Here is a 23,932-nt window from a genome sequence, read left to right on the forward strand (position 1 = left end):
GCGGACCCCCGACCTGGCAGCATCGCGGGGTTTCCCATGTCCGAAACCACTTGCCGGCCTGGCTCCTTCGGGTAATCTTTGACTTCGTCAACGAACTTGTTGAGGTGGTCAATGAATGACGCTCGGCTGGCCGACCGCGTGGCCGCGGTCCGCTCCTTCAACCGGCTCTACACCGCGGTCATCGGCGTGCTCGACGAAGGCCCGGCGGACGCCGAGTACTCACTGCCGGAAGCGCGGGTGCTCTTCGAGCTCGCCCACCAGGACCCGCTTCCCGTGACCGACCTGCGGAAACGTCTGGACCTCGACGCCGGCTACGCCAGCAGGCTGCTCGCGCGCCTCGAGTCGCGCGGGCTGATCGTGCGCGAACGGTCCGACGAGGACGCCCGCCGTCAGCTCGTGCGCCCGACCGCGGCGGGCCGGGACGCCTTCGCGGTGCTGAACCGGCGATCGACGGACCAGATCGGCGGGCTGCTGCGCCGCTTCGCCGACGAAGACCAGCAACGCCTGCTGAGCGCGATGCGCACGATCGGCGACCTGGTCGGCGACCGCCGCCGCGACCCGTCCCTCGTGCTCCGCCCCCCACGACCGGGGGACCTCGGTTGGGTGGTGGAACGCCACGGAGCGCTCTACGCCCGCGAGTACGGTTTCAACGCGCGGTTCGAGGCGCTCGTCGCCCGGATCGTCGCGGACTTCGCCGACACCCACGACGATCAGCGGCAGGCGTTCTGGATCGCGGAGCTGGACGGCGAACGGGTCGGCAGCATCGCGTGCACCCGCGGGCCGGACGCGGACACCGCCAAGCTCCGGCTGCTGCTGCTCGAACCGTCGGCGCGAGGCCACGGCGTGGGCAAGCGGCTGGTCACCGAGTGCGTTTCGTTCGCCCGCGCGCACGGGTACCGGGCGATGGAGCTGTCGACGGTGTCGGCGCTCGACGCCGCGCGTGCGATCTACCGGGCGGCCGGGTTCGAGCTGGTCGCCGAGGAGGACTTCGACACCTGGGGGCCGAAGCTGACCGACGAGACCTGGCGCCTGGAGCTCTAGCGGGGCTGCCGGCCGAGCAGGTAGAACTCCGGGTTCGGGCGGAGGGCGGTGAGGTGGGCGAGGCGGTTCGACATCGCGAACAGCGCCGTGATCGCGCCGATGTCCCAGATTTCGTCGTCGGTCAGCCCGGCGTTGCGTGCGGCTTCGAGATCGCCCTCGCCGAACAGGGCCGAGTCCTGGGCGAGCGCAAGAGCCAGGTCGACGATCGCGCGGCCGCGTTCGTCCAGCTCCACCTGCCACGGGTTGCTCGACACGCGGTCGGCCAGCTCCGGGTCCTTCGCGCGAATGCGCAGGATCGCACCGTGGGCGACCACGCAGTAGGTGCAGTGGTTGGCGCCGGACGTGGCGACGACGACCAGCTCGCGCTCGGCCTTGCCGAGTCCGTCGGTGCGTTCCATCAGCGCGTCGTGGTAGTCGAGGAACGCGCGCAGCTCGGCGGGGCGGTGGCCGAGCGCGCGGAAGATGTTCGGCACGAACCCGGACTTTTCCGCGATCGTGCCGACGCGCTCGCGCAGGTCTTCGGGCAGGTCTTCGAGTTCCGTCACCGGGAACCGGCTCACCGCGTCGCTCATGGGCTTCACGCTAGCCGTGGTTGGGTGTGCTCGTGACGGACTACGTCGACGGGTACTGCGAACGTGTCGGGCCCGGGCTCTGGGGTGAGCCGCTCAACAGTCTCGGCAACGTCTCCCTCCTCGTTGCCGCCGTGCTCGTGTGGCGGCTGGCCAAGGGGGATCGGGCCGGGCGGGTGCTGGCCGGGCTCATCGGGGTCGTCTTCGTCGCGAGCGCCGTCTTTCACCTCCTCGCGACGCGGTGGGCCGCCGTGGCGGACTCGGTGGCGATCCTCGGGTTCGTGCTCGTGTACGCCGTGTTGTTCGCGCGCGAGTTCTGGAGCCGGCGACACGCCTGGGTCGCCGCGCCCGTATACCTCGCGCTCACCGTCGGCACCGCGTTGCTGGGCGGCGGGCTGTACCTGTCGATGTTGATCGCGCTCGGGGTCTTCGCCGCCGTCCTCGCCTTCGCGCGTGACGCGTACTGGACGCACTTCGCCGTCGCGGGAGCGATCTTCGCGCTCTCGTTGAGCCTGCGCGCGGTCGACCGGGACGTGTGCGACTACGTCCCGGCCGGCACGCACTTCCTCTGGCACCTGCTCAACGGCGTGGTGCTCTACCTCGTCTCACGGACGCTCGTCCTGCGAAACCGTCCTTAGTGGACGCCGATCGGGCGCAGGTTCTTGTCGTGCTCGTCGGTGTGGTAGTCCTCGGGCTCCGTGTCGTCGGTGCCGTTGAACACCTTCATCTGGCGGGCGATCACCGTGACGATCGCCGCGATCACCAGGTTGCCGATCAGGGCCACGAAGCCGACGTAGATCTGGACCTGGGAACCCGCGAACGGGTGCCAGCCGAACAGGGACAGGTTGCCGAGCGGGAGCGCCGAGCCGCCGAAGTGGAGCTTTCCGTTGGCGGGGTTGGGGATTCCGTACAGCATGATCAAGCCCCAGCCGATGCCGACCACCCAGCCCGCGATCAGGCCCCAGCGGTGGAACCAGCGCGTGTACAGCGCCAACGCCACGGCCGGCAGCGTCTGGAGGATCAGCACGCCGCCGATGAGCTGCAGGTCGATCGAGAACTGCGGGTCGATCAGGATGATCACCGCCACCGCGCCGAGCTTCACGACCAGCGACGCGAGCTTCGCCTGCTTCGCCTCTTCCTGCGGGGTCGCGTTCTTGCGGATGTACTCCTTATAGATGTTCCTGGTCCACAGGTTGGCCGCGGCGATCGACATGATCGCCGCCGGGACCAGGGCACCGATGCCGATCGCGGCGAAGGCGATGCCCGCGAACCACGACGCGAACGTGCTGTCGAACAGCACCGGGACGATCGTGTTGCCGTCCGGCTTGCCGGTCGCCGCGTTCGTCAGGGGCTTGATGCCCGCCGTGATCGCCACGTAGCCGAGCAGCGCCAGCAGGCCGAGCACCAGCGAGTACGCCGGCAGGGCGACCATGTTCCGCTTGATCACGCTGCGGCCGCGGGACGCGAGCACGCTGGTCAGCGAGTGCGGGTACAGGAACAGCGCGAGCGCCGAACCCAGCGCGAGCGTCGCGTACTGCAGCTGGTTGTTGGCGTTCAGCAGGATGCCGTCGGCCTTCGACGGGGTCTTGTCGAACTTGGCCACCGCCGTGTCGAAGATGTGCGACCAGCCGCCGAGCTTCGAGGGCAGGTAGATGATCGCCACCAGGATCACGATGTAGATCAGGATGTCCTTGACGAACGCGATCAGCGCGGGCGCCCGCAGGCCGGACTGGTAGGTGTAGAAGGCCAGGATCACGAAGGCGACCAGCAGCGGCAGGTGCCCGACGATGCCCGAGCCGTTGATGCCCATCGTCCGCAGCACGGCTTCGAGGCCGACCAGCTGCAGCGCGATGTACGGCATCGTCGCGACGATGCCGGTGATCGCCACCAGCAGCGCGAGGATCGGCGAGCCGAAGCGGCCGCGCACGAAGTCGGCCGGGGTGACGTAGCCGCGCACCCGCGAGACCGACCACATCCGCAGCGCCGGGAGCAGGACGATCGGGTAGACGACGATCGTGTACGGCAGCGCGTAGAGGCCGAGCGCGCCGGCGCTGAAGACCAGGGCAGGCACCGCGACGAACGTGTACGCCGTGTAGAGGTCACCGCCGAGCAGGAACCAGGTGATCCACGAGCCGAACTTGCGGCCGCCGAGGCCCCATTCGTCCAGGTGGTCCAGCGTGCTGCCCCGTTGCCAGCGCGACGCCAGGAAGCCGAGCACGGTGACCAGGGCGAACAGGATCGTGAAGATGATCAGCTCGGGCCACTGCAGGTTGCTCATCGAGCGTTCCCCTCGTCCAGATCTTCGACGCTCAGCGCATCCGGGGCGTCAACGGTCGGCTTGTCCCGGGTCATCAGGTAGACGATCCAGGTGCTCAGCACCCCGACCGCGACCATGAGGAACTGGAACCAGTAGAAGAACGGCATCCCGAACAACCGCGGACCGTCCAAGTTGAACAACGGCGTGACCAGGACAATCAGCGGAACGATCAGGAGCAGGTTCCACGGGCTGAACTGAAACCCGCGCACCTTTCCGTCGTGCTTCACAGTCGACATCGGACCTCACCTAACACTCCCGTAACCGACCGCCTGACCTTAAGACCTGGGTGACAGCGAGTCACGTCTGTCCGATATCGATTTGATCGCCCCGGTCGCCGATGCCGACCAACGTCGCTTGCCCCGCCCTCGCGAGCCCGATATCAATAGCCCGACTCCGCACGCGCAAACCCAAAAGGGGCAACCGTATGACACGACTCCGCTACGCGGTGGTGATCCCGGCGATCGCCGGCACCCTGCTGGCCGGGTTCACTCCTGCGTTCGCAGGTCCGGAGGTCGCGGCCGGTAAGCAGCCGCTGAACTCCACGAACATCCCGGCGCAGTACGCGAACCAGAAGCTCGACTGGCACAAGTGCGCAGTCCCCTCCGAGCTGCCGACGGCCCCGCCCGCCGGCGCCGAGGACATGGAGTGCGCGACCTACAAGACCCCGCGCAACTGGTACCAGGCGAACGCCCAGATCGACCTGACCATCGCGGTCAGCCGCCTGAAGGCGACCAAGGACGCGACCGCCAGCGTCGTCACCAACCCCGGCGGCCCGGGCGCCCCCGGCCGCAACTTCCCGGCCCGCCTGCGCAACCAGGTCAAGCTGCGCGAGCACCAGGAGATCGTCGGGTTCGACCCGCGCGGCACCGGCAAGAGCACCAACATCACCTGCGGTGGCGCCATCGGCACCGGTTCGGACCTGGACCCGCGTGACCGGGACCGCGGCAACCTGAACCTGATCCTGCAGGCGACGAAGTACGCGGCGCTGTCCTGCCAGCAGAAGTCCGGCGAGCTGGGTCCGCTGATCAACACCGACCAGACGGTCAAGGACATCGACCTGCTGCGCGTGCTGCTCGGCCGGGACAAGATCAACTGGGTCGGCTACTCGGCGGGCACCTGGATGGGCGCGCACTACGCCCAGGCCTACCCGACGCGCACCGGCCGGTTCGTGCTCGACTCGGCCACCGAGTTCACCACGACCTGGCAGAAGTCGTTCGACTGGCAGCCGCTCGGCTTCGAGCGCCGCTGGCGGCAGGACTTCCTCCCGTGGATGGCGAAGTACGACAAGCTCTACCACTTCGGCACCACCGGCGAGGCGGCCCGCCAGACCTACGAGCAGGTCCGCTACGCCCTGACCCAGGGCGCGGTCACCCTGCCCGACGGTTCGACCGTGTCGGCCAACGGCCTCGACTCGTTCATCGCGTCGCAGATCTACTCCAAGCGCGCCTTCCCCGGCCTGGCCGACTACCTGGTCAGCGTCCGCACGCTGACCCAGGGCACCGCTTCGGCGCAGGCCAAGTCCGCGGCCGCGCAGAAGGTCAAGGCCGGAGACAAGAGCACCGTCACCTACGGCCCGCAGCCGCTGATGGTCCCGGCCGACGGCGACTCCTACGACGCCAGCTTCTGGACGATCCCCTGCAACGAGGGTCCGTGGACCGGCTCGCCCAACAGCGCCATCAAGGACTCGCAGAAGCTGATCGACAAGCAGCTGCCGCTCCTGGGGGCCGGCTGGTTCATCCAGCCGTGCCTGTTCTGGAAGAAGCCGCCGGCCCCGCTCCCGGTGCTGGACGGCAAGGGTGTCCCCCCGGTGCTGATCGTCGAGTCGGAGCACGACCCGGCGACGCCGCTCGAGGGCGCGAAGCGCGCGCACAAGGCGTTCGCGGGTTCGCGGATGCTGACGATCACCGGCGAGGGTGACCACGGCATCTACGCCGGCGGCAACGCGGGTGTGGACAAGGTCGTGGAGGCCTACCTGATCGACGGCGTCGTGCCGAACGACCAGAGCCTGCCCGGCATGCCACTTCCGGTGCCCGCGGGCGCCTGACACCACAAGGGCTAGTGGCGGCCCCGCCGAACTCCGGTTCGGCGGGGCTTTTCCACACCTGTGCACAGAGTTGTCCACAGGCGGTGGATAACTCATCTGGTATTAGAATCACGCCCATGGTGCGGGTACCGCTGACGGATGAAGAACGCGAACGGGGCGAACGCCTCGGCCAGGCGCTGCGGGCGGCGCGGGCCGGCCGGAGCATGGTCGACGTCGCCGCCGAGGCGGGGATCTCGGTCGAGACGCTCCGGAAGATCGAAACCGGCCGCATCCCGACGCCGGCGTTCTTCACGGTCGCGGCCATCGCCGACGCCGTCGGCCTGCCGCTGGAGGAGCTGCGCGCGGCCGTCACCCCCGCCGCGTCACCACCGCTTTCCCAGGCCAGTTAGGCCGGACGCAGCTGCTTGAGGATGTGCTCGCGGTCGTTGAGGAACGCGCAGCCCGGCACCGGCAGGTCGTAGCTGTTGAGCAGCTTCTCGAAGTCGGAGAACTCGTCCGCGGAGAAGCCGAAGCCGACCCGGACGGCGTGCGCGGCCAGCACGTCGGCCAGCTCTTCCCACTCGCCGGCCCACAGCAGCGTGCGGTAGTGGGTGTAGTCCTCCGGGGAGAGCCGGTTGCCGAGCGTGGTCAGCACGCTGTCGGCGAAGAAGCTGATCCGGTTGCCCTTGAGGTCGGCGACCGTCGGGTTCGCCGGGTCCCGCGCGGTGTCGGGGTTGCGGACGACGCCCGGTCCGGCCACCGGGTAGGCGGTGTGCACGTGCCCGTCGTCCTCGACCAGGACGATCAGGTGCACGTTGAACCGCTCGCCGGCACAGCGCCAGCGGCCGTTGCGCTGCTGCCGCCGGGCCTCGCTGGGGTCGTTGGCGACGTCCTTGACCACCGAGATGATGTGCTCGTCGGTCCAGCCGGCCGGGAACTCGCTGGTCGCCCTGCGCCCGACGCCCGGTGCGTGCCCGCCGCCCACTGGCTGCTCCCTTCGTCGCACCGAGGGTAGGTCAAACGGCGGCGGCGAGCAGCACGATGCCGACCACCTGCAGGTCGAGTCCGCGGAAGAGCTGCCGGACGAGGTTGGCGGGCATCGGGCCCATCGGCGTGTCCACGAACGCGGGATTGCCGTAGTCAACGGCGGTCCGGGTGACCGTGCGCAGGATCGAAAGCACCGACAGCGGCACGGCGAGCCACGCGGTCGCGGCGAACGACGTCCCACCCGCGAGGGTGACCACGAACAGCACCGCCGCCCAGAGCAGGCCCACGCCGGTGAGGACCAGACCGTGGGCCAGGACCAGCTCGCGGTCCGCCGACCCCAGCCAGCGCCGCCGTCCCGGGTTGCGCCAGAGCTCGCCGAGCCCGCCGCCGAACGGCGTCAGCGCGACGTACGCGCCGATGCCGATCAGGACCGCGCCCGGCACCGTCGGCACCGCGATGTGCGCGACGACGACGGCGAGGCCGATCAGCAGCGCCGCGCCCGCGTACCGGGAGCGGCCGAGCGTGCCCGCCCAGGCCAGCCGCAACGGCGTCGGGCGGCGCAGCGAGAGCCCGCCGGCCGGCGCGGACGGCGGGAGCAGCATCATCGGGTCGAGGAAGGTGACGGCGACCGAGCGCAGCACCCGGCCGTCCCACCCGGCGAGCAGCGTCGCCCGGCCGGCGCGCGAGACCGGGGCACCGCCGAACGCCAGCGGCAGCGCGGCGGCCAGCACCCCCGCCGCGACGAACTGGACGGTCGCCGGGCCGAGGCCGAGCGCGGCGATCCCCAGGCCGAGGACCGCGAGCACCAGCGGACCGAGTGCGTCGAAGCGCAGCGACGTCCGCCGCGCCGAAGCGAACGCCGCCACCCCGGTCGCGACGACGATCGCGACCGCCGCGCGCCACTGCTCCAGCCCGGCGCCGCCGACGGCGAGCAGCAGCGCGGCCAGGTAGCCGGTCACCGCGACCACGCCGGTCCACGCGCCGAGCAGCCGCAGCGTGACGACGCGGCCGCGGTCCACCGGGGCGAAGTCGAGCCAGGTCAGCTCCGCCGGTTCGACCCACGCGAAGCCGCGGCGCAGCAGGCCACGCCAGCCGACCGCGCAGCAGAGCGTCAGCAGGCCCAGCACCGCGGGAAAATCCACAGTGGACGATCCGTAGAGCGCCGGGCGCCAGCCGTCGACGTGGAAGAACGCGGTGAACAGGAACCCGAAGCCGAACAGGAAGACGAAGGTGGCGGTGTCGCCGCTGAAGACCCCGCCGAACCGCTTGCGACCCGGGATCCGCATCCGCCTCGGCGTCTGCGTCACCACAGTTCGAGCACGCTGTCCGCAGCCTCCAGCAGCGGCGGGTGGTGGGTGGCCACCACGACCGCCGCGCCGGCCGCCGTCGACCGGGCGATCACCTCGACCAGCCATTCCTTGCCCGCGGTATCCAGCGCGCGTTCCGGCTCGTCCAGCAGGAGCACCCGGTGCGGCCGGGCGGTGACGCCGAGCAGCAGCAGGCGACGACGCTGGCCCGCGGAAAAGTGCCCCGACGTCACGCGCATGCGTTCACCCAGGCCCGCGTCGCGCAGCAGTTCCTCGTGGTCGCCGAGGTCGGTGCCGAACGAGCCGGCCAGGAGCTCGAGGTGCTGCAGCGGCGTCAGCTCGGCGAAGAAGTCGGAGTCGTCGAACAGCACCGACACCTTGCGCCGGAATTCGACGTCCCGCTCGTCCGGCGTCCGGCCGTCCACCAGCACGCGGCCGCGCTGCGGCTTCTGCATCCCGTAGAAGCAGCGCATCAACGTCGACTTGCCGACCCCGTTGGGCCCGACGATCGCGGCGCACTCGCCGGGGTCGACGGTGAAGTCGAGGTCGTCGAACAGCCACAGCTCGCCGGCCCGGACGCCGAGCGCTTTCGCGTCGATCATCGGAGGTGTTCGAGGACCGGCGCGAACTCCTCCAGGAACGGTTCCAGGATGGTGAAGTAACCGAAGCCGAACCGCTCCCGGTGCCCGCGGATCTGGTCGGCGATCTGCGCGGGGGTGCCGACGAAGGCGACCGGCAGCTCGCCGGCCGCCTCGGCGGTCAACCGGCCGCCGACGAGCTTTTCGACCTCGGCGAGGCCGGCCGCGCGGTCGTTCGTCACCTTCACGTACTGGCAGAGCAGGTTGAACTCGACTTCGGACGCGCGCTCGCCGAGCTTCGCCCGGACGAACGCCACCCGCTCGTCGACCTCCTCGGGAGCGGCCGCCGCCAGTGGCGCGCCGTCGGGGGTCTTGGTGGTGCCGGTGAAGCCGATGATGTCGGCGTGCTCGGCGGCCAGCGTCAGCACCCGGTCGCCGCGGCCCCCGAGCAGCAGCGGCGGCCCGGCCGGGCGCACCGGCGCCGGCTTGTGCTCCGGGTCGGCGTACAGCCGCTTGAGCTCGGTGATCGTCCGCTCGAGGTGGTCGACGCGCTCACGGGCCGAGGGGAACGGCATCCCGGCGGCCTCGAACTCCGCCTTGACGTACCCGGCGCCGAGCCCCAGCTCCAGCCGTCCGCCGGTGAACTGGTCGGTGCCCGTGACGTCCCGGGCCAGCAGCACCGGGTTGTAGAACGGCGTGTTCAGCACGAAGGTGTTCAGCTTGACACGCGAAGTGACCTCGCCGGCGAGCACGAGCGCCGGGAAGGGCGGCGCCATGCCGAGGTGGTCGGCCGCCGACAGGACGTCGTAGCCGAGGTCCTCGGCCTTGCGGCACTTCTCGACCCAGGCGGCGCGGCTGTCCGGCACGACCATGTTGACGCCGAAGCGGAAATCCCCAGTCATACGGACAAGGTACTCAACGGAGCTTTTGGATCACCGGGGCAAGCCTGGTCAGGTCGTCTTCGAGCACCGTGAAGTAGCTGGCGCCCAGGGTTTCGCGGGTGTGCAGCAGCTGTTCGGCCACTGCTTCCGCCGAGCCGACGAGGACCGTGGCCAGCGCGCCGAGTTCCTCGACGTCGAGGTGCGGCACGAGCTGGTGCGCCGTTTCCAGTGCCGCCCGCCGGTCATCGGTGATCCGGACGAAGTGGACCATCAGGTTCACCTCGGTGTCCCGGCCGTCGAGCACCCGCCGCACGAAGCCGGCGCGCTCGGCCAGCGCGGCGGAACCGGCCAGGGCCAGCCGCCCCTCGGCCGCGCCGGGTGCCGTGCCGGTGAGGGCGATCGTCTCGGCGTGCGCAGCGGCGAAGGTCAGCATCCGGTCGCCGCGGCCGCCGAGCAGCAGGGGCGGCCGCGGGCGGCCGGCGAACTCGCGCTCGAGCGCGGTGACCACGTCGACGAGCCGGCGGAACCGGCGGCCGGGCGTGCCCCAGTCGATCCCGGCGGCTTCGAACTCCGCGCGGACGTACCCGGCGCCGATCCCGATCTCCACCCGGCCGCCGGTGAATTCGTCGAGCGCGGCGAGGTCGCGGGCCAGGACCACCGGGTTGTGGAAGCTCGCGTTGAGGACGTAGGTGTTCAGCCGGATCCGCTCGGTGGCCTCGGCGGCGAGGAGCAGGGCGGGCACCGGCGCGACCCGGCCGAGGTGGTCGACCACGCCGACGACGTCGTAGCCGAGGTCCTCGGCCTGGCGGCACTTCGCCACCCACTCGGCCCGTGAGCCGGGCACGTACAACGCCACCCCGAAGCGGAACGGTCTCATGGCCGCGAACGTACCCGGGGACGCGCTCGTGAGTGGTAAGGCGGGTTCTAACCCGCCTTACCACTCACGACAAGCCGCGGCAGACTGCTCAGGCGAGGCGCTGGGCCAGCGCGTCGAGCTCGTCACGCAGCGCGGTCGGGACCTTGTCGCCGATCTTCTCGAACCACTCCTCGATCAGCGGCAGCTCCGCGCGCCACTCCTCGGGCTTGACGTCCAGGGCGGCCTGGATGTCTTCGAGCGGCTCGGTCAGGCCCTCGGTGTCGAGGTCCTCGGCGCGCGGCACGAACCCGACCGGCGTCTCGACGGCGTTGCCCTTGCCCTCGACGCGCTCGACGACCCACTTGAGGATCCGCGAGTTCTCGCCGAAGCCCGGCCACAGGAACCGGCCGTCGTCGCCGCGGCGGAACCAGTTGACGTAGAAGATCTTCGGCAGCTTGGTCGCGTCGGCGTTCTTGCCGAGGTTCAGCCAGTGCTTGAAGTAGTCACCGGCGTGGTAGCCGAGGAACGGCAGCATCGCCATCGGGTCGCGGCGGACGTTGCCGACCGCGCCGGCGGCCGCGGCGGTGGTTTCCGACGACATGGTGGCGCCCATGAACACGCCGTGCTGCCAGTCGCGGGCCTCGTTCACCAGCGGCACGGTGGTCTTGCGGCGGCCGCCGAAAAGGATCGCCGAGATCGGCACGCCCTTCGGGTCGTCCCACTCCGGCGCGAGGGTCGGGCACTGCGACATCGGCGTGCAGTAGCGCGAGTTCGGGTGGGCGGCCTTCTCGCCGGAGTCCGGCGTCCAGTCCTGGCCCTTCCACGAGGTGGCGTGGGCCGGCTGGTTTTCCATGCCCTCCCACCAGATGTCGCCGTCGTCGGTCAGTGCGACGTTCGTGAAGACCGTGTTGCCCTTCTCGATGGTGCGCATCGCGTTCGGGTTGGTGTGCCAGTCGGTGCCCGGCGCGACGCCGAAGAAGCCGAACTCCGGGTTGACCGCGTACAGCCGGCCGTCCTCGCCGAAGCGCATCCAGGCGATGTCGTCACCCAGGGTCTCGGCGCGCCAGCCCGGGATGGTCGGCTGCAGCATGGCGAGGTTGGTCTTGCCGCAGGCGCTCGGGAACGCCGCCGCGACGTAGTGGACCTTGTCCTCGGGCGAGATCAGCTTGAGGATCAGCATGTGCTCGGCGAGCCAGCCCTCGTCGCGGGCCATCACCGACGCGATGCGCAGCGAGTAGCACTTCTTGCCCAGCAGGGAGTTGCCGCCGTAACCCGAGCCGTAGCTCCAGATCGCGCGCTCCTCCGGGAAGTGCGAAATGTACTTCGTTTCGTTGCAGGGCCAGGAAACGTCCTTCTCGCCCGGCTCGAGCGGCTTGCCGACCGAGTGCAGCGCGGGCACGAATTCGCGCTCGCTGCCGTCCGGCGCGACGAACTTCTCGAGTGCGGCCTTGCCCGCGCGGGTCATCACGCGCATCGAGGCGACGACGTAGGCGAAATCGGTGATTTCGATACCCAGCTTGGGATTCTCGTCGCCGAGCGGGCCCATGCAGAACGGGATGACGTACATCGTGCGGCCACGCATCGAGCCGCGGAACAGCTCGGTCATGGTGGCCTTCATCTCGGCCGGGTCCATCCAGTTGTTGGTCGGACCGGCGTCATCGGGACGCTCCGAACAGATGAAGGTCCGGTCTTCGACGCGGGCGACGTCGTCCGGGTCGGAAGTGGCCCAGAAGGAGTTCGGCTTCGACTTGAGCTGCACGAACGTGCCCGTCTCGACCAGCTCCTGGTTGATCCGGGCGGCTTCTTCGTCAGACCCGTCGACCCACACCACGCGGTCCGGGTTGGTCAGCTCGGCGACCTCCCGGACGAAGGACAGCACGCCGGTGTGCGTCGTCGGCGCGGTGTCCAGTCCGGGGATGGCGACTGCGGTCATCTCTACTCCTGACTTCCGACGACAAATGCGCCCGCACCGGAACGACGTTGTCCCGGTGCGGGCGTCATTGCCGGCGACCGAATGGCTTCGCACACCGGCTGGCGAACCGGTGTGCGGATTCTGGGATTCTTCGAGAGTAACCGCATGACCGGCAGGTAACAGAGAGCTGACGTGTACGTTCTCTCACAGGACCGATAAGGGGATCGATTCAGAAGCCGCTTTTCTTTTCATTGACGACATGAAAAAAGCCCGAGGCCGAAGCCCCGGGCTTTGAAACTATGACGTGGGTCACCTCAGTTCGGCGAGATCCACTGCCCCGTGCCGGAGTCGATGCGCGCGACACCCTCCAGCGTCTGCGTGCCGGCCGCGCCCCACGCGGCGTCGTCGGCCGGGTCGCTTTCGGTCCCGGCGTCCATCAGTCCACTGGAGACCTCGGTCCACTGGCCGGGGCCGGAGTGCTCGAACGTCGTGGTCGTGCCGTCGGCGTCGGTCTGCACCGCGATGTCCGCTTCGCCGTCGCCGTCCTTGTCGGTGAACGCGATGGTGCCGCCGCTCTTCGTCTCGACGATGGCGGTGTCGTTGTGCCCGTCGTGGTCGGTGTCGATGGTCGCGACCCCCGCGTCCACCTCGCCGTCCGGCAGGTCGGCGTGGATGTGGCCGCCGGAGCTGTCGTCGCGGCCGCCGGTGTCCGAGTCGTCGCCCCCGCTGCCGGGGGCCTCGACCCACTGGCCGCTGGCCTCGTCGTAGACGGCCTGCTCGACGACGTGCCCGGTCTCGTCCAGCACGGCGTACTGGTCGGCCTCACCGTCGTGGTTCGTGTCGATGAAGGCCTGCGACGTGCCGTCATCGTGCTCGATGATGGCGGTGTCGTTGACGCCGTCCTCGTTCAGGTCGTAGTTGACCTCGGCCTGGTACTCCTGGCCGTCGACGTGGACGGTCATCGCGTCCGGGCTGCTCGCGTCGGTTTCGCTGCCGCCACTCTCGTCGACCCACATGGGACTTCCCCCTTTGAACCGGGTAACGCCGATCTCTGACCTGCTGTCTGAGGGTATGACTCACCGTAGGCCCGTTCGGTTCCGCTTCACAACCGGACCCGGGTCAGGCCGTCTTGTCCCGCAGCGCCCGGATCCGGGTCAGGAAGGCTTCGGCGCGCTCGCGGCCGTCGCTGACCTCTTTGAGCCGCTTCGACACGACGGCGATCTTCTTGGCGCGTTCCTGCGCCCCCATCTTGATCGTCTTGTCGACTTCCTTCAGCTCGGCCTCGATCGCGTCGATGCGGCGGCCCAGCGCCTCGTCCAGTGCCATCGAAAGCTGCTGCTCGGCCTCGATGAGCTGCTCGGCGACGAGCTGGTCGAGCGTCGAACGGGCGTCCGCGATGGCCTCGACCAGCCACTGCTTCAGGTGCTGCTTGTCGGCCGCGTGCTTGCGCGTGCGGGCCATCCACCAGCCGGCGCCGAGGCCGATGATGATCGTCGCGGGCAGTACCACCGGGTTGAGGATCGCGACGCCGGCCAGCGGCAGCGCGGCGACCTTCCCGGCGCCGACGCCGCCGGAGATGCCCATGAACACGAGCAGCTTGTCCTCGGCCGTCGGCGGCTTCTTGTCCGGCGGGCGCAGGATCACCGGCGGGCCGCCCGCCCTGGCGAACTGCGCGCGGATGACGTCGAGCTCCTCGGGCGAGAACAGCTCCGAAAGCGAGACGTTCGTGACCTGGTTCAGCCGCTGCGAGAGCAGCATCGAGATCCGCTGCGACGTCGTCTGGAGCGCGATGTCGACCTGCTGCGGCAGCGCGGCGAGTTCGTCGCGCTTCGCCCCGTCGATCAGCTGGCGGAAATGGGTCTGCGCGTCCCGCATCTGCCTGCCGGACTCGTGCGTGACCTCGACGCGCGTGCGCTGCACCTCGCCGCGCAGCTTCAGCTGCCAGCCGCGGGTGGAGGTCCGGCGTTCGGCCTGGAGCTGGTCGCGGCGTTCGCGCAGCTGCTCCGCCTCGGCCTCACCCGCGGACAGCGCCCGGCTCTCGGCCTGCAGTTTCGCCTTGAGTTCACCCAGCGCGCTGGACAGGGCGCGCAGCGTGTTGGCCTCGCCGAGCATCGCCGAGCGGCCGACGAGCAGCTCCTGCAACGCCATCTGGATCGCGGCGACGCCGGACTTCTCCCGCAGCATCGCGGCCATCTGCTCGTTGGGTGCTTTCGCCGCCGTCTCGAACATCCGCGCCGACACCGGGTGGAACACCGCGTCGGCGAAGCGGGGCGCGTGGTCGCGCAGCAGCTGCCGGTCGGCCTCCATGATCTCGCGCCAGCCGCGGAACATGTCCACCTTGGTCAATGCGAACACCACGGTCTCGACGCGCTCGCCGACGTCGCGCAGGAACTGCAGCTCGGTGGTGGTGAACGGCGCCGACGCATCGACGACGAACAGCAGCGCGGTCGCCCCCGCGGCGGCTTCCTTGGCGAGTTCGCCGTGCATCGAGTCGAGCCCGCCGACTCCCGGGGTGTCGACCAGCGAAAGCCGTTCCAGCAGCGGCACCGGCCCGGTGACCTCGACGTACCGCGGCGGGAGCTGGCCCGGCGGCAGCTCGTGCGCGGCCGACACCCAGTGGATCAGCTGGCCGAGGTCGATCGGCACCGGCGCGAGCTGGCCGGGGTAGCAGGCCTGCGCGCCCCAGGTGTCCGCGTGGTCGAACACCAGGTAGGTCGCGGTGGCGACGTCGGCGTCGACCGGAGACAGCCCCGGTCGGGCCAGCAGCGCGTTGACCAGCGAGCTCTTCCCGCGGTTCGTCTCGCCGACGACCACGACGGCCGGCTTCTTCGGCCGGGCCTTCCGGATGTCGTCGACCCACTTGGCGGCCGCCGGATCGGCGTCGCGGACGAGGGTCAGCAGCTGGTCTCGGGTCGCGGTGACCTGCGCGGGCAGGCTCGGCGCGGTCGGTGCGCTCACAGGTTCTTCTTCGCGTAGACGGTGACGATGGGGGCGCGCAGCAGCCGGTCGTGGTCGGCGAAGCCGGTGACCTCGGTTTCCGCCACGATCCCGTCGAGCGCCGGGTCTTCGGTGGGGATCGCGCCGCCTGCCTCGTGCCGGGCCGGGTCGAACCGCTCGCCGTCGGGGCGCAGGGCCTGGACGCCGATCGCGGCGAGCCCTTCTTCGAGCCGTTCGACGACGCCGCCGCTGCGGGCGCGGTCCAGCGCGTAGAGGCACATCTGGATCAACGCCTGGCGATCCGCAAGAGCGCGCTCAAGATCGCTTACTTGCTGCTGCAAGGGGTGCACATCGGTGTCCGACGCGGCGGAACCGCGGTCGGTTCCGTCCTTGCGAAACCACGCCATGCCCACAGTTTGGCGGACTCAGGCGCCGTCCGGGGGCGAAACCGGGCGAAGGAACCGGATCAGGATCGTCCGGAGGATCGCCTGTTCGGCGGGCAGATCGAGGTCCGGGTCGAGACTGGCCCGCGAAATCATGGCGTCGATCAGCCCCGCGACCCACCCGGCGGCCGCCCGCGGGGAGACGCCGGGATCGATCAGCCCGGCGTCGACGGCCCGCCCGACCAGGACCGCCAACCCGTCGCGCAGTGCGCTGTCGTTGCGGTGGATCAGCTGGGCGAACTCGTCGTCGCGGGCGGCCTGCGCGGCGGCTTCCAGCACGATCCGGACGACCCCCGGCTGCGCGATCTGCCCGGCCAGCTCCTCGACGACGTCGAGCAGCGCGGCCACCGGGTCGCCGGCCTTCGCCGCGGTCTCGAGGCGCTCGGCCGTCTCGGCGGCGTCGTCGGTGAAGATCGCCGTGAACACCGCGCGCTTGCTGGGGAAGTAGTGGAAGAGGCTGCCGGAGCTGATGCCCGCGGCCCGGCAGATGTCCGCCGTCGTCGTCCGTTCGAACCCCTTCTCGGCGAAGCAGCCGGCCGCGGCGCCGACGATCGCGGCCCGCTTGGCCGCGTGCTTGGCCGGATCGACGGTCCTCATCGCTCGACCGGTGGCTCGTCCCGCCAGGGGTAGCCGTGCTCGGCGAAGGCGGGCGCCAGCTCGCGGCCCGGAAGGTCGGTCTTCTCCCGCGCGATCTCCCGGCCGTCGGTGGTGCGCAGGACGAGGTCTTTGCCGTCGAGGTAGACGGCTTCGAGCTCGGCCTCGATGCGCCGGGTCTTGTCGCCGCGGACCAGCGTGACCCGGGTCGGCGACACCGTGACGACCAGCCGCTCGTGCGCCCAGATCGCGGCGAACACCAGGCCGAGCACGAGCCCGCCGGCGACCGCGGCCAGCGCCGCCCACGGCTGGGGCAGCTTGGTGAGCACCTTGAACACGCCCTGGAACGGGAAGGCGGGCAGGTCACCGACCCAGGCGGCGACGGCCCAGACGCCCACGCCGAGCGCACCGCCGGTGAGGGGGCAGCCGATCCAGGACCCGGTGCGCAGCCACGACGGCTCGTCGACGGTCGTCTCCATGCCGCCTATTATTAGACCGCGTACTCGGTTTATGAAAGCCGGGGGTCAGACCAGCTCGCCGATCACCTCTCGCAGGACCGCCTCCAGGCCCGGGCCGTCCTCGGCGAGGCGGGACGAGACGAGCAGCTGGTCCTCGGCCGTGCGCAGCCAGATCGAGCCGGCGACCGAGATCTCGATGACGTTGAGCCGGAACGGGTACGCGCGCCGGCCCTGCTTCACCTCGGCTTCGCGGACCAGCTGGCCGAGCCGCTCGCCGGCCACGATCTGGCGGCGGTAGAAGCCGGGCGCCCACGGGGTGCCGCCCGACGGCTCGCCCGAGCCGCGCAGGGCGGGGCCGCGGGCGTTGGCGAAGTGGCGGGCCGCGGCCGGGCCGAAGAAGTCGACCGCCTCCCGCATCGCCGAGCCGGGGGCGAGCGCCGGCCTGCCGTACCGGGTGCGGGTGCTGCGCGGATCGGGGTCCTCGCGGTTGCGCAGGAAGGCCAGCAGGTCGACCCACCAGTCGGCCCACTGCTCCTGGACGGCCGCCCGGTCGACCCCGGGTGGGACGTGCACCGGAACCTGCGGCTCCACCGGCGGCAGCACCTGTCCTTCGGAAACGGACAGGGCCAGGGCGTCACGGATGTACAGCGCGACGTCGACCTCGGTCTCGCTGCTCCAGCCCGCTCGCCAGGATGTCGTGTTTTCTAGGCGCACGTCCTCACAGTACGCGGGAAACGCTTCGGCTCAGCCGAAGTCGGCAAGCAGAAACAAACTCACGCTTCCCGGATCTGTTGCCAGATCAAGAAGTAGGCCCGGTGGACGACGTGCGCGACGCGGCTCTGCGCCGGCGTCGCACCGAAGGAGGCGAAGGAGCGCCACCAGCCCGCGCGTTCGAGCGCGTGCGCGGCCAGCTCCGGCCGCGGGGCACCGGGCTTGCCGAGCTGGGCGCCGACGTCGGCGTTGCTGCCGACCCGCAGCACCTCTTCGGAGAGGTCCTCCGGCATGTCGACCGCGCCGGAGGCGACCAGCGTCAGCGCTTCGAGCAACCGCAGCTGGTGGGCCTCGGGCTTGGCGAGCAGCACCTCGATGGCGTCGTGGACGCGCTGGCGCTCGGCCGGGTCGGCCGACGCGTGCGCGAGCGCGGTCACCGAGGCCAGCGCCGCGGCCGCCTTGATGCCGTCGGCGCGGGCCGCGAACACCACCGCCAGCCGCTGCCGGACGGCTTCGAGGCCGGACGCGTCGAGCAGCGCCCGCCGCAACGCGCCCGCCGTGATCTCCGGTTCCTTGCGGATGGCCTCGACGGCGTGCGAGATGCCGAACAGGTCGAGCTTCTCCAGCAGCCGCAGCCGGGTGCCCGCCGGCACGTCGCACTCCCAGCTCGTGAAGATGTCAGCCGAGATCAACATGGTCTGCAGGACGTCGTCGTCGAGGTCGGCGAGCTGCCGCAGGGCCTCGGCGTCGGCCGAGGTGAACCCGCCGGACTCGGCGGACTCGGCGATCAGCCCGATCACCGGCAGCACGTCGGCGACCCGCGGCTTCAGCGTCGACGCCTGCTTCTCGGCGAGCAGCGTCGCGGCCTTCCAGACGTCGCCGCCGGCGCCTTCGACCGACTCGGGCGCGATGGTATCGGCCTTGTTGAGGACGGCGATCGCGTTGACCGGACCGGCCTCACGGCTCGCCGTGGCCGCGGTGAAGGCGGCGAGGGCCTGCTGGTCGTCCGCGCGGACCCCCTGGGTGACGACGTACAGGACGGCCTCCGCGCCGGCGACGGCGTTGCGCGAGGTGTCGTCGAGCTCGTCGGAGCCCTCTTCGTCGTCTTCTTTGCGGTGCTTCGCCGCGCCCAGGAGCTGCTCGGTGCGGGACACCGAAGCGGCGTCGAGCGAGCCGAGGCCCGGGGTGTCGATCACCGTCATGCCCTGGAGCACGGCGTTGGTCAGGTACGCCTCGATGTGCGACACCTGCTCGATGTCGACGCCCAGCTCGGCGGGGATCATGCCGTCGGAAGCGAAGGGCAGCACCTGCTTGCGGCCGTCGGTGAAGACGATCTCGACCCGGTCCACCGTGCCGTACTGGAAGCGGGTCACCAGCCGCGTGCACTCGCCGATGTCGGTCGGCGCGACCCGGCGCCCGATCAGCGCGTTGACCAGCGTGGACTTGCCCGACTTGATCCGGCCGGCCACGGCCACCTGCAGGGGCGCCCCGAGCCGGCGCAGCACCTCGGCGAACCCGGCGGCGGTGCGCGCGGAGACCTGCGGCTGCAGGCGGTGACACAGGTTGGCCACCGACATCGACAGCGGACCCGCGAGCCGGCCCTGCTCCGGTGACGTCACGGCCCCCAGCCCTCCCCCGTCTCACGGACAGCCCCTGTACGGACCACCCCTGAATCGTGCCATGCTCCTCATCCGCAGGTCGCACCGAAGGTGGTACCGGCGACCGACGCGCGAGCTCCGCCGCCCGACCTAGTGTTGTGTGGTGCGACGGCTGAGTCTCTGGATGCGTGCCCACCCCATGGCGGGCGACACGGTGCTCGCCGTCCTGCTCGGCCTGTTCGACCTGCTGCTGTTCGCCGCCGACGGCTTCGACGAAATCGCCGAGCTGCCGCCCTGGTACGTCGCGGTGCCGCTGGACATCGCGATGGTGGTGCCGCTGGTGTTCCGGCGGAGGTCACCGCTGTGGTCGGCCTACACCGTGCTGGTGCTGAGCGTCGTGCACGGGTCGCTCCAGCTCGGCACCGCCGGCGCCGCCGGGCTGGCGATGAGCATCTACTCGGTCGTCGTCTACGTGGGGCGGCGGCAGGGTCTGGTCTTCGTCGGCGCCGTGGTCCTCTCCTCGGCCGTGCAGCTGGCGCTGGAGCAGACGGACGAGCTCGTCATCTCGGTGCTGTTCCTGGCGTTCGGGATCGCCCTGTGCTGGACCCTCGGCGAGTTCGTCGGGGCCCGGCGCGCCTACGACGTGGAAGTGGAGGCCAGGTTGCACCTGCTCGAGACCGAACGGGACCAGGCCACCCGGATTGCGGTGGCCGAAGAACGCGGACGGATCGCCCGCGAGCTGCACGACGTCGTCGCGCACGCGGTGAGCGTGATGGTCGTGCAGGCCGACGGCGCGTCCTACGCGATGCAGAGCAACCCCGAACTCGCCCAGCGGGCCCTGCACACGATTTCCGAGACGGGCCGCGGCGCGCTGGGCGAACTGCGGCGGCTGCTGGACGTGCTCCGCAGCGACGACGCCGACGGCGAGCCGCGGGTGCCGCAGCCGGACGTGCACGCCCTCGCCGAGCTGGCCGACCGGATGCGCGCCGCCGGGGTGCCGGTGGAGCTGGAAGCCGGCGAGCTCGGCGACCTGCCCGCCGGCGTCTCGCTGGGGATCTACCGGATCGTGCAGGAGTCGCTGACCAACACGCTCAAGCACGCCGGCCGCGGCGCAACGGCGTCGGTGCGGGTGCACCGCACCGGCGACCTGGTGGAGGTGCTGGTGTCCGACGACGGCGCCGGCGCTGTCCCGCAGCTGGTCCCCGCCGGCCGGCGCGACCCCCGGCTGCCGGGCGGCAACGGCCTGATCGGCATGCGCGAGCGCGCGCACGTGTACGGCGGGACATTGGACGTGGGCCCGGCTCCGGGCGGAGGGTGGCAGGTCCGCGCGGCCCTGCCGGTTAGGTTGGACAAGTGATCCGGGTGGTGGTCGTCGACGACCAGGAACTGATGCGCGTCGGGTTCCGCATGGTGCTGGGTGCGCAAGCCGACATCGACGTCGTCGGCGAGGCGGGCGACGGCGCGCAGGCGATCAAGCTGGCCGAGGAGCTGCGCCCCGACGTCGTGCTGATGGACGTCCGGATGCCGGTGCTCGACGGCGTCGAGGCGACGAAGCGGATCGTCGCCGACGGCACCGCGCGCGTGCTCGTGATGACGACGTTCGACCTCGACGAGTACGTCTACGCGGCGCTGCAAGGCGGGGCGAGCGGGTTCCTCCTCAAGGACACCCAGCCCGACCACCTGGTGTCGGCGCTGCGCGCGGTCGCTTCGGGCGACGCGGTGGTGTCGCCGTCGGTGACCCGCCGCCTCCTGGACCGCTTCGTCGGCACCGGCGGCTCCCCGATGCGGGACACCGCCGAACTGGACGTGCTCACCGACCGCGAACGCGAGGTGCTCGTGCTGATCGCCAAGGGCATGTCGAACCTGGAGATCGCCGACACGCTGTTCCTCTCCGAGGCGACGGTGAAGACGCACGTCGGACGGATCCTGGCGAAGCTGGAGCTGCGAGACCGGGTCCAGGCCGTGGTCCTCGCCTACGAAACCGGCCTCGCCCGCCCCGGCATCTCCTGACCCCTCACGCGGCACTTTCACGTGAAAGCTCCGCGCGGACCGCCGCGACCACAGCCTTCGGCGCTCCGTACAGCTCAGCCTTGGTGACGATCACGAAGCGCCAGCCCAACGCGCGAATCGCCGCTCGGCGTGCCTCGTCTCGCTGCGGCTGGGCACCATCTCGGTGCCAGTCGCCGTCGTACTCCACTGCGAGCTTCCGGTCGGGAAAGGCCAGGTCCAACCGGCCCACGAACGCGCCTTGTTCGTCGAAGACCTGAACCTGGAGGTCGGGGGCGAGGCCGGCTACGGTTAGCCAGACCCGCAACTCGGACTCGGGAATGCTCTCCGAACGCGGATCGGCGAGCTGGAGGGCTCTTCGCGCGCGGACGATCCCGTTCTCCCGGCGGCCTTTCAGGTAGGCCGCCAGCGCCGTCGCGTCGACCTCACCGACTCGGAGCAATGCGTCGAGGTAGCCGACGACCCTCGGAAGCGAGCGGTGCAGCTTCGTGTCGGTCAGGATGTCGAAGACGAGGCGTGCTGACGACGCCAACCGGATTTCCCGCCAAGGCTCGCTGTCGATCCGCCCCCGGCTGGTCCGCCGGATGTGCACGCCGTCCTGCACGGCGAACAACACACTTTCCGGCAGGACGAACTCGACGGGGTCGTGCACTCCGGCCAGTTCCACGCCGCGGACGGTCGAGGCCGAGCAGCCGGTGAGAACCGCGCACGGCGGCGCCAGGAGCGCAGCGGCTCGGCAACGCAGCACATGCGTGATCGGGGTCGCCGAAGCCACGTAGACGTTGCGGAAGAGCTTCGTGAACAGCGGTGATCGCAGGGCCTGTTCGGTCACGGCCCCCGCGGCGATGGCATTGCTGCCCAGGAAAGGCTCGGCGAACTCGAACTCGGCGGAGGCGTACAACACGAGCCGAGAATGCCGCACCCCCGGCCGCAAACCGCCGCTTCAAGATCAACTAACCCGAGTTGTCCACACCCCATTCAAGTTGTGGACAACCCCAGCTTTCACGTGAAAGCTCCCACCTGGGTCCCGAGCTTTCACGTGAAAGTGCGGGGTTAGCGGAAGGCGTCGGGTGGGGTGGTTGCGGGGTCTTTGCCTGCGTTGCGGACTTCGGTGAGCCAACGGCCGAAGTCCGGGCGGTCGCCGTCGATGTCCGTGTAGCCGTACTCCTTCATCAACGTCCAGGACGCCAGCGTCCGGCCCGCGAAGCGGGAGACCTCGGGGTCTTGGGCGAGGGCTGCGACGCCTCGGGCCAGCAAGTACGGCGTCTCGGAGATCTTGAAGTCGACCGGGGCGAGCTTGCCGATCGCGTCGCGCCAGTTTTCCTCCGTCACCTCGAAGTGGTCGAGCATCGACTCCGAGCGCAGGAACCCCGGCGTCACCGCGAGGCCGACGCAGCCGTCGTTCTTCAGCTCGGCTCCGAGGGCGCGGCCGAGCGCGCGGATGCCGCACTTGGCCAGGTAGTAGGGGAGACCGGCGCCGACGTAGTCGTCGTTGTCGCCGTCGGTCACCTCCAGGACGAGCCCGCGGCGGGCGATCACCAGCGGCAGGAGCTTGTGCAGCGCGATGAGGTGCGTGTCGAGCGCGTTGTGCGTCAGGGTGAGCGCGTCCTCCAGCGGCGTCTCCCAGAAGGGCGCGTCGAAGTGGAAGTACATGTCGCCGCCCCAGACGTCGTCGACCAGGATGTCGATTCCGTCCACTTCGGACTCGACGCGGGCCTTCAACGCGTCCACATCGGACACCGACGTGAAGTCGCAGCGGACCACCACCGCGCGCCCGCCGGCCGCCTCGACCAGTTCGCCCGTCTCTTCGATCGTCTCCGGTCGCTTCATCGGTGACGTCTTTTCGCGCGTCGTGCGGCCGGTGACGTACACCGTCGCGCCCGCGCGGCCCAGCTCCACCGCGATCGCCCGGCCACAACCACGGGTCGCCCCGGTGACCACCGCGACCTTGCCCTGCAAACTCATGCGTCCTCCCGTCCCCGCCACGCGGCCAGCACCGCGTCGACGTCCTCCGCCAGCCGGTCGGCCAGCCGCCCGTGCGGCCGGATCGACCAGTCGATCGACACCCCATTGAGCACGCCGAGCACCGCACGGGCCGCCCGCGGCACGCTCGGCGCGTACGGCAAGGCAGGAGCCGCCGCCCGCACCAGCCGCCGCAGTTCTTCCTCGACTGCCGTGAAGTGCTCGCCCAGCAGCGACCGCAGCACCGGGTCGCCGATGTCCACACCGAACTGACCCAGGTGGTTCGCCGCCTCTTCGGCGTCACCGAGCACCGCGTAGACCGACACCGCCGCGGCGCGCAGGCCCTCGACCGGGTCGCCGGCCCGCTCGGCGCACTCCCGCATCTGCGCGACCGCCCGCCGCGTGGCCCGACGGCTCATCGCCTGCAGCAGACCGCTCTTCGAGCCGAACCGCTGCGCGACCGTGCCGACCGAAACCCCGGCTTCCGAAGCCACCTGCGCGAGCGTGAAACCGGGGCCGCAGCGGCCGATCACGGTCTCCGCCGCACCCAGCAGCCGCTCGTCGGTGATGCTCCTCGGCCGGGCCACCCAGTTATTGAACCACAGTTCATTAATAGGTGCGAATCAGGGTTGCCTCAGGGTCATCACGGATCGCGCATCGGCCGAAGAGCCAGCAAGGTACTACTCAGGTAGGGGGAGCGGTTCGGCCTACAGGGTGACGCGCGAACCATCCCCGACCCGCGACGATGAAC

25 protein-coding genes are annotated in these 23,932 nt (G+C 70.4%); 6 read left to right on the forward strand and 19 right to left on the reverse strand.

Going from position 1 to position 23,932, the window contains the following annotated elements; all coding sequences use genetic code 11:
* Positions 1-111: 111 nt before the first annotated feature.
* A complete protein-coding gene (locus tag Q5425_RS39975; RefSeq protein ID WP_308677617.1) occupies positions 112-1,041 on the forward strand; it encodes a helix-turn-helix domain-containing GNAT family N-acetyltransferase in 930 nt (309 codons plus the stop codon).
* On the opposite strand, the gene Q5425_RS39980 is transcribed toward Q5425_RS39975, so the two are convergent.
* The gene (locus tag Q5425_RS39980; RefSeq protein ID WP_308677618.1) at positions 1,038-1,613 is read right to left on the reverse strand and encodes a peroxidase-related enzyme; all 576 of its coding nucleotides are present in this window, start codon (positions 1,611-1,613) and stop codon (positions 1,038-1,040) included. The genes Q5425_RS39975 and Q5425_RS39980 overlap by 4 nt on opposite strands.
* A 32-nt stretch (positions 1,614-1,645) precedes the next feature.
* Here Q5425_RS39980 and Q5425_RS39985 point away from each other — a divergent pair, with 32 nt between their 5' ends.
* Positions 1,646-2,248, forward strand: coding sequence for a hypothetical protein (locus Q5425_RS39985; RefSeq protein WP_308677619.1), 603 nt, complete (start codon positions 1,646-1,648; stop codon positions 2,246-2,248).
* Here Q5425_RS39985 and mctP read toward each other — a convergent pair.
* The gene (gene mctP / locus Q5425_RS39990; protein WP_308677620.1) at positions 2,245-3,888 is read right to left on the reverse strand and encodes a monocarboxylate uptake permease MctP; all 1,644 of its coding nucleotides are present in this window, start codon (positions 3,886-3,888) and stop codon (positions 2,245-2,247) included. The genes Q5425_RS39985 and mctP overlap by 4 nt on opposite strands.
* Positions 3,885-4,163, reverse strand: coding sequence for a DUF3311 domain-containing protein (locus tag Q5425_RS39995; RefSeq protein WP_308677622.1), 279 nt, complete (start codon positions 4,161-4,163; stop codon positions 3,885-3,887). The genes mctP and Q5425_RS39995 overlap by 4 nt, the downstream gene beginning before the upstream one ends.
* Positions 4,164-4,351: 188 nt before the next feature.
* Between Q5425_RS39995 and Q5425_RS40000 the strand changes: the two genes are divergently transcribed.
* Both Q5425_RS40000 and Q5425_RS40005 read left to right on the forward strand, forming a co-directional pair.
* Entirely contained in the window at positions 4,352-5,971 is a 1,620-nt protein-coding gene (locus Q5425_RS40000; RefSeq protein ID WP_308677623.1) for an alpha/beta hydrolase, read from the forward strand.
* Positions 5,972-6,087: 116 nt separating this feature from the next.
* Complete coding sequence (locus tag Q5425_RS40005; RefSeq protein ID WP_043787181.1) at positions 6,088-6,360, forward strand: helix-turn-helix domain-containing protein; 273 nt, start codon at positions 6,088-6,090, stop codon at positions 6,358-6,360.
* On the opposite strand, the gene Q5425_RS40010 is transcribed toward Q5425_RS40005, so the two are convergent.
* The 13 genes from Q5425_RS40010 to Q5425_RS40070 form a co-directional block, all read right to left on the reverse strand.
* Positions 6,357-6,935, reverse strand: a complete 579-nt coding sequence (locus tag Q5425_RS40010; protein ID WP_308677624.1) for an EndoU domain-containing protein — start codon at positions 6,933-6,935, stop codon at positions 6,357-6,359. The two genes, Q5425_RS40005 and Q5425_RS40010, sit on opposite strands and share 4 nt — an antisense overlap.
* 31 nt (positions 6,936-6,966) lie before the next feature.
* Positions 6,967-8,247 (reverse strand): hypothetical protein, encoded by a 1,281-nt coding sequence (locus tag Q5425_RS40015; RefSeq protein ID WP_308677625.1) that lies wholly within the window; start codon positions 8,245-8,247, stop codon positions 6,967-6,969.
* Positions 8,241-8,846: an ABC transporter ATP-binding protein gene (locus tag Q5425_RS40020; RefSeq protein WP_308677626.1), complete on the reverse strand. Its 606-nt coding sequence runs from the start codon at positions 8,844-8,846 to the stop codon at positions 8,241-8,243. Before Q5425_RS40020 ends, Q5425_RS40015 begins: the two co-directional genes overlap by 7 nt.
* Positions 8,843-9,724, reverse strand: a complete 882-nt coding sequence (locus Q5425_RS40025) for an LLM class F420-dependent oxidoreductase (RefSeq protein WP_308677627.1) — start codon at positions 9,722-9,724, stop codon at positions 8,843-8,845. Before Q5425_RS40025 ends, Q5425_RS40020 begins: the two co-directional genes overlap by 4 nt.
* A 13-nt stretch (positions 9,725-9,737) precedes the next feature.
* Positions 9,738-10,580 carry a TIGR03621 family F420-dependent LLM class oxidoreductase gene (locus tag Q5425_RS40030; RefSeq protein WP_308677628.1) on the reverse strand — a complete coding sequence of 281 codons (843 nt, stop codon included), beginning with the start codon at positions 10,578-10,580 and terminating at the stop codon, positions 9,738-9,740.
* Between the two features lie 88 nt (positions 10,581-10,668).
* Positions 10,669-12,492 (reverse strand): phosphoenolpyruvate carboxykinase (GTP), encoded by a 1,824-nt coding sequence (locus Q5425_RS40035; protein WP_308677629.1) that lies wholly within the window; start codon positions 12,490-12,492, stop codon positions 10,669-10,671.
* A 293-nt stretch (positions 12,493-12,785) separates the two neighbouring features.
* Positions 12,786-13,487, reverse strand: coding sequence for a hypothetical protein (locus Q5425_RS40040; RefSeq protein WP_308677630.1), 702 nt, complete (start codon positions 13,485-13,487; stop codon positions 12,786-12,788).
* 103 nt (positions 13,488-13,590) lie between these two features.
* Complete coding sequence (locus Q5425_RS40045; RefSeq protein ID WP_308677631.1) at positions 13,591-15,429, reverse strand: dynamin family protein; 1,839 nt, start codon at positions 15,427-15,429, stop codon at positions 13,591-13,593.
* On the reverse strand, positions 15,426-15,815 hold the full coding sequence (locus Q5425_RS40050; RefSeq protein ID WP_308677632.1) for a nucleotide exchange factor GrpE: 390 nt from the start codon (positions 15,813-15,815) through the stop codon (positions 15,426-15,428). The genes Q5425_RS40045 and Q5425_RS40050 overlap by 4 nt, the downstream gene beginning before the upstream one ends.
* Positions 15,816-15,833: 18 nt before the next feature.
* Entirely contained in the window at positions 15,834-16,448 is a 615-nt protein-coding gene (locus Q5425_RS40055) for a TetR/AcrR family transcriptional regulator (protein WP_308677633.1), read from the reverse strand.
* Entirely contained in the window at positions 16,445-16,924 is a 480-nt protein-coding gene (locus Q5425_RS40060; RefSeq protein ID WP_308677635.1) for a hypothetical protein, read from the reverse strand. The genes Q5425_RS40055 and Q5425_RS40060 overlap by 4 nt, the downstream gene beginning before the upstream one ends.
* 45 nt (positions 16,925-16,969) lie before the next feature.
* Positions 16,970-17,617 carry a hypothetical protein gene (locus Q5425_RS40065; protein ID WP_308677636.1) on the reverse strand — a complete coding sequence of 216 codons (648 nt, stop codon included), beginning with the start codon at positions 17,615-17,617 and terminating at the stop codon, positions 16,970-16,972.
* A 59-nt stretch (positions 17,618-17,676) separates the two neighbouring features.
* Positions 17,677-19,191, reverse strand: a complete 1,515-nt coding sequence (locus Q5425_RS40070; RefSeq protein ID WP_308677904.1) for a dynamin family protein — start codon at positions 19,189-19,191, stop codon at positions 17,677-17,679.
* A 220-nt stretch (positions 19,192-19,411) separates the two neighbouring features.
* Between Q5425_RS40070 and Q5425_RS40075 the strand changes: the two genes are divergently transcribed.
* Together Q5425_RS40075 and Q5425_RS40080 are read left to right on the forward strand one after the other, a co-directional pair.
* Positions 19,412-20,569: a sensor histidine kinase gene (locus tag Q5425_RS40075; protein WP_308677905.1), complete on the forward strand. Its 1,158-nt coding sequence runs from the start codon at positions 19,412-19,414 to the stop codon at positions 20,567-20,569.
* Complete coding sequence (locus tag Q5425_RS40080) at positions 20,566-21,222, forward strand: response regulator transcription factor (RefSeq protein WP_308677637.1); 657 nt, start codon at positions 20,566-20,568, stop codon at positions 21,220-21,222. Before Q5425_RS40075 ends, Q5425_RS40080 begins: the two co-directional genes overlap by 4 nt.
* 4 nt (positions 21,223-21,226) lie before the next feature.
* Here the strand turns inward: Q5425_RS40080 and Q5425_RS40085 are convergent, their stop codons facing one another.
* The 3 genes from Q5425_RS40085 to Q5425_RS40095 form a co-directional block, all read right to left on the reverse strand.
* On the reverse strand, positions 21,227-22,123 hold the full coding sequence (locus Q5425_RS40085) for a hypothetical protein (protein ID WP_308677638.1): 897 nt from the start codon (positions 22,121-22,123) through the stop codon (positions 21,227-21,229).
* 149 nt (positions 22,124-22,272) lie between these two features.
* Positions 22,273-23,184, reverse strand: coding sequence for an SDR family NAD(P)-dependent oxidoreductase (locus Q5425_RS40090; protein WP_308677639.1), 912 nt, complete (start codon positions 23,182-23,184; stop codon positions 22,273-22,275).
* Positions 23,181-23,768 (reverse strand): TetR/AcrR family transcriptional regulator, encoded by a 588-nt coding sequence (locus tag Q5425_RS40095; protein ID WP_308677640.1) that lies wholly within the window; start codon positions 23,766-23,768, stop codon positions 23,181-23,183. The genes Q5425_RS40090 and Q5425_RS40095 overlap by 4 nt, the downstream gene beginning before the upstream one ends.
* Between the last annotated feature and the right edge of the window lie 164 nt (positions 23,769-23,932).

It is taken from the genome of Amycolatopsis sp. A133 (assembly GCF_031082405.1).
Lineage (GTDB): Bacteria > Actinomycetota > Actinomycetes > Mycobacteriales > Pseudonocardiaceae > Amycolatopsis.

Coding starts and splice junctions, on each gene's coding strand:
- Q5425_RS40060 (WP_308677635.1), bottom strand. CDS start 16,924: ATGGAGACGACCGTCGACGAGCCGTCGTGGCTGCGCACCGGGTCCTGG.
- Q5425_RS40000 (WP_308677623.1), top strand. CDS start 4,352: ATGACACGACTCCGCTACGCGGTGGTGATCCCGGCGATCGCCGGCACC.
- Q5425_RS40035 (WP_308677629.1), bottom strand. CDS start 12,492: ATGACCGCAGTCGCCATCCCCGGACTGGACACCGCGCCGACGACGCAC.
- Q5425_RS40075 (WP_308677905.1), top strand. CDS start 19,412: ATGGCGGGCGACACGGTGCTCGCCGTCCTGCTCGGCCTGTTCGACCTG.
- Q5425_RS40005 (WP_043787181.1), top strand. CDS start 6,088: ATGGTGCGGGTACCGCTGACGGATGAAGAACGCGAACGGGGCGAACGC.
- mctP (WP_308677620.1), bottom strand. CDS start 3,888: ATGAGCAACCTGCAGTGGCCCGAGCTGATCATCTTCACGATCCTGTTC.
- Q5425_RS40050 (WP_308677632.1), bottom strand. CDS start 15,815: ATGGCGTGGTTTCGCAAGGACGGAACCGACCGCGGTTCCGCCGCGTCG.
- Q5425_RS39975 (WP_308677617.1), top strand. CDS start 112: ATGAATGACGCTCGGCTGGCCGACCGCGTGGCCGCGGTCCGCTCCTTC.
- Q5425_RS39980 (WP_308677618.1), bottom strand. CDS start 1,613: ATGAGCGACGCGGTGAGCCGGTTCCCGGTGACGGAACTCGAAGACCTG.
- Q5425_RS40025 (WP_308677627.1), bottom strand. CDS start 9,724: ATGACTGGGGATTTCCGCTTCGGCGTCAACATGGTCGTGCCGGACAGC.
- Q5425_RS40030 (WP_308677628.1), bottom strand. CDS start 10,580: ATGAGACCGTTCCGCTTCGGGGTGGCGTTGTACGTGCCCGGCTCACGG.
- Q5425_RS40070 (WP_308677904.1), bottom strand. CDS start 19,191: ATGTCGGTGGCCAACCTGTGTCACCGCCTGCAGCCGCAGGTCTCCGCG.
- Q5425_RS40040 (WP_308677630.1), bottom strand. CDS start 13,487: ATGTGGGTCGACGAGAGTGGCGGCAGCGAAACCGACGCGAGCAGCCCG.
- Q5425_RS40090 (WP_308677639.1), bottom strand. CDS start 23,184: ATGAGTTTGCAGGGCAAGGTCGCGGTGGTCACCGGGGCGACCCGTGGT.
- Q5425_RS40055 (WP_308677633.1), bottom strand. CDS start 16,448: ATGAGGACCGTCGATCCGGCCAAGCACGCGGCCAAGCGGGCCGCGATC.
- Q5425_RS39995 (WP_308677622.1), bottom strand. CDS start 4,163: ATGTCGACTGTGAAGCACGACGGAAAGGTGCGCGGGTTTCAGTTCAGC.
- Q5425_RS40020 (WP_308677626.1), bottom strand. CDS start 8,846: ATGATCGACGCGAAAGCGCTCGGCGTCCGGGCCGGCGAGCTGTGGCTG.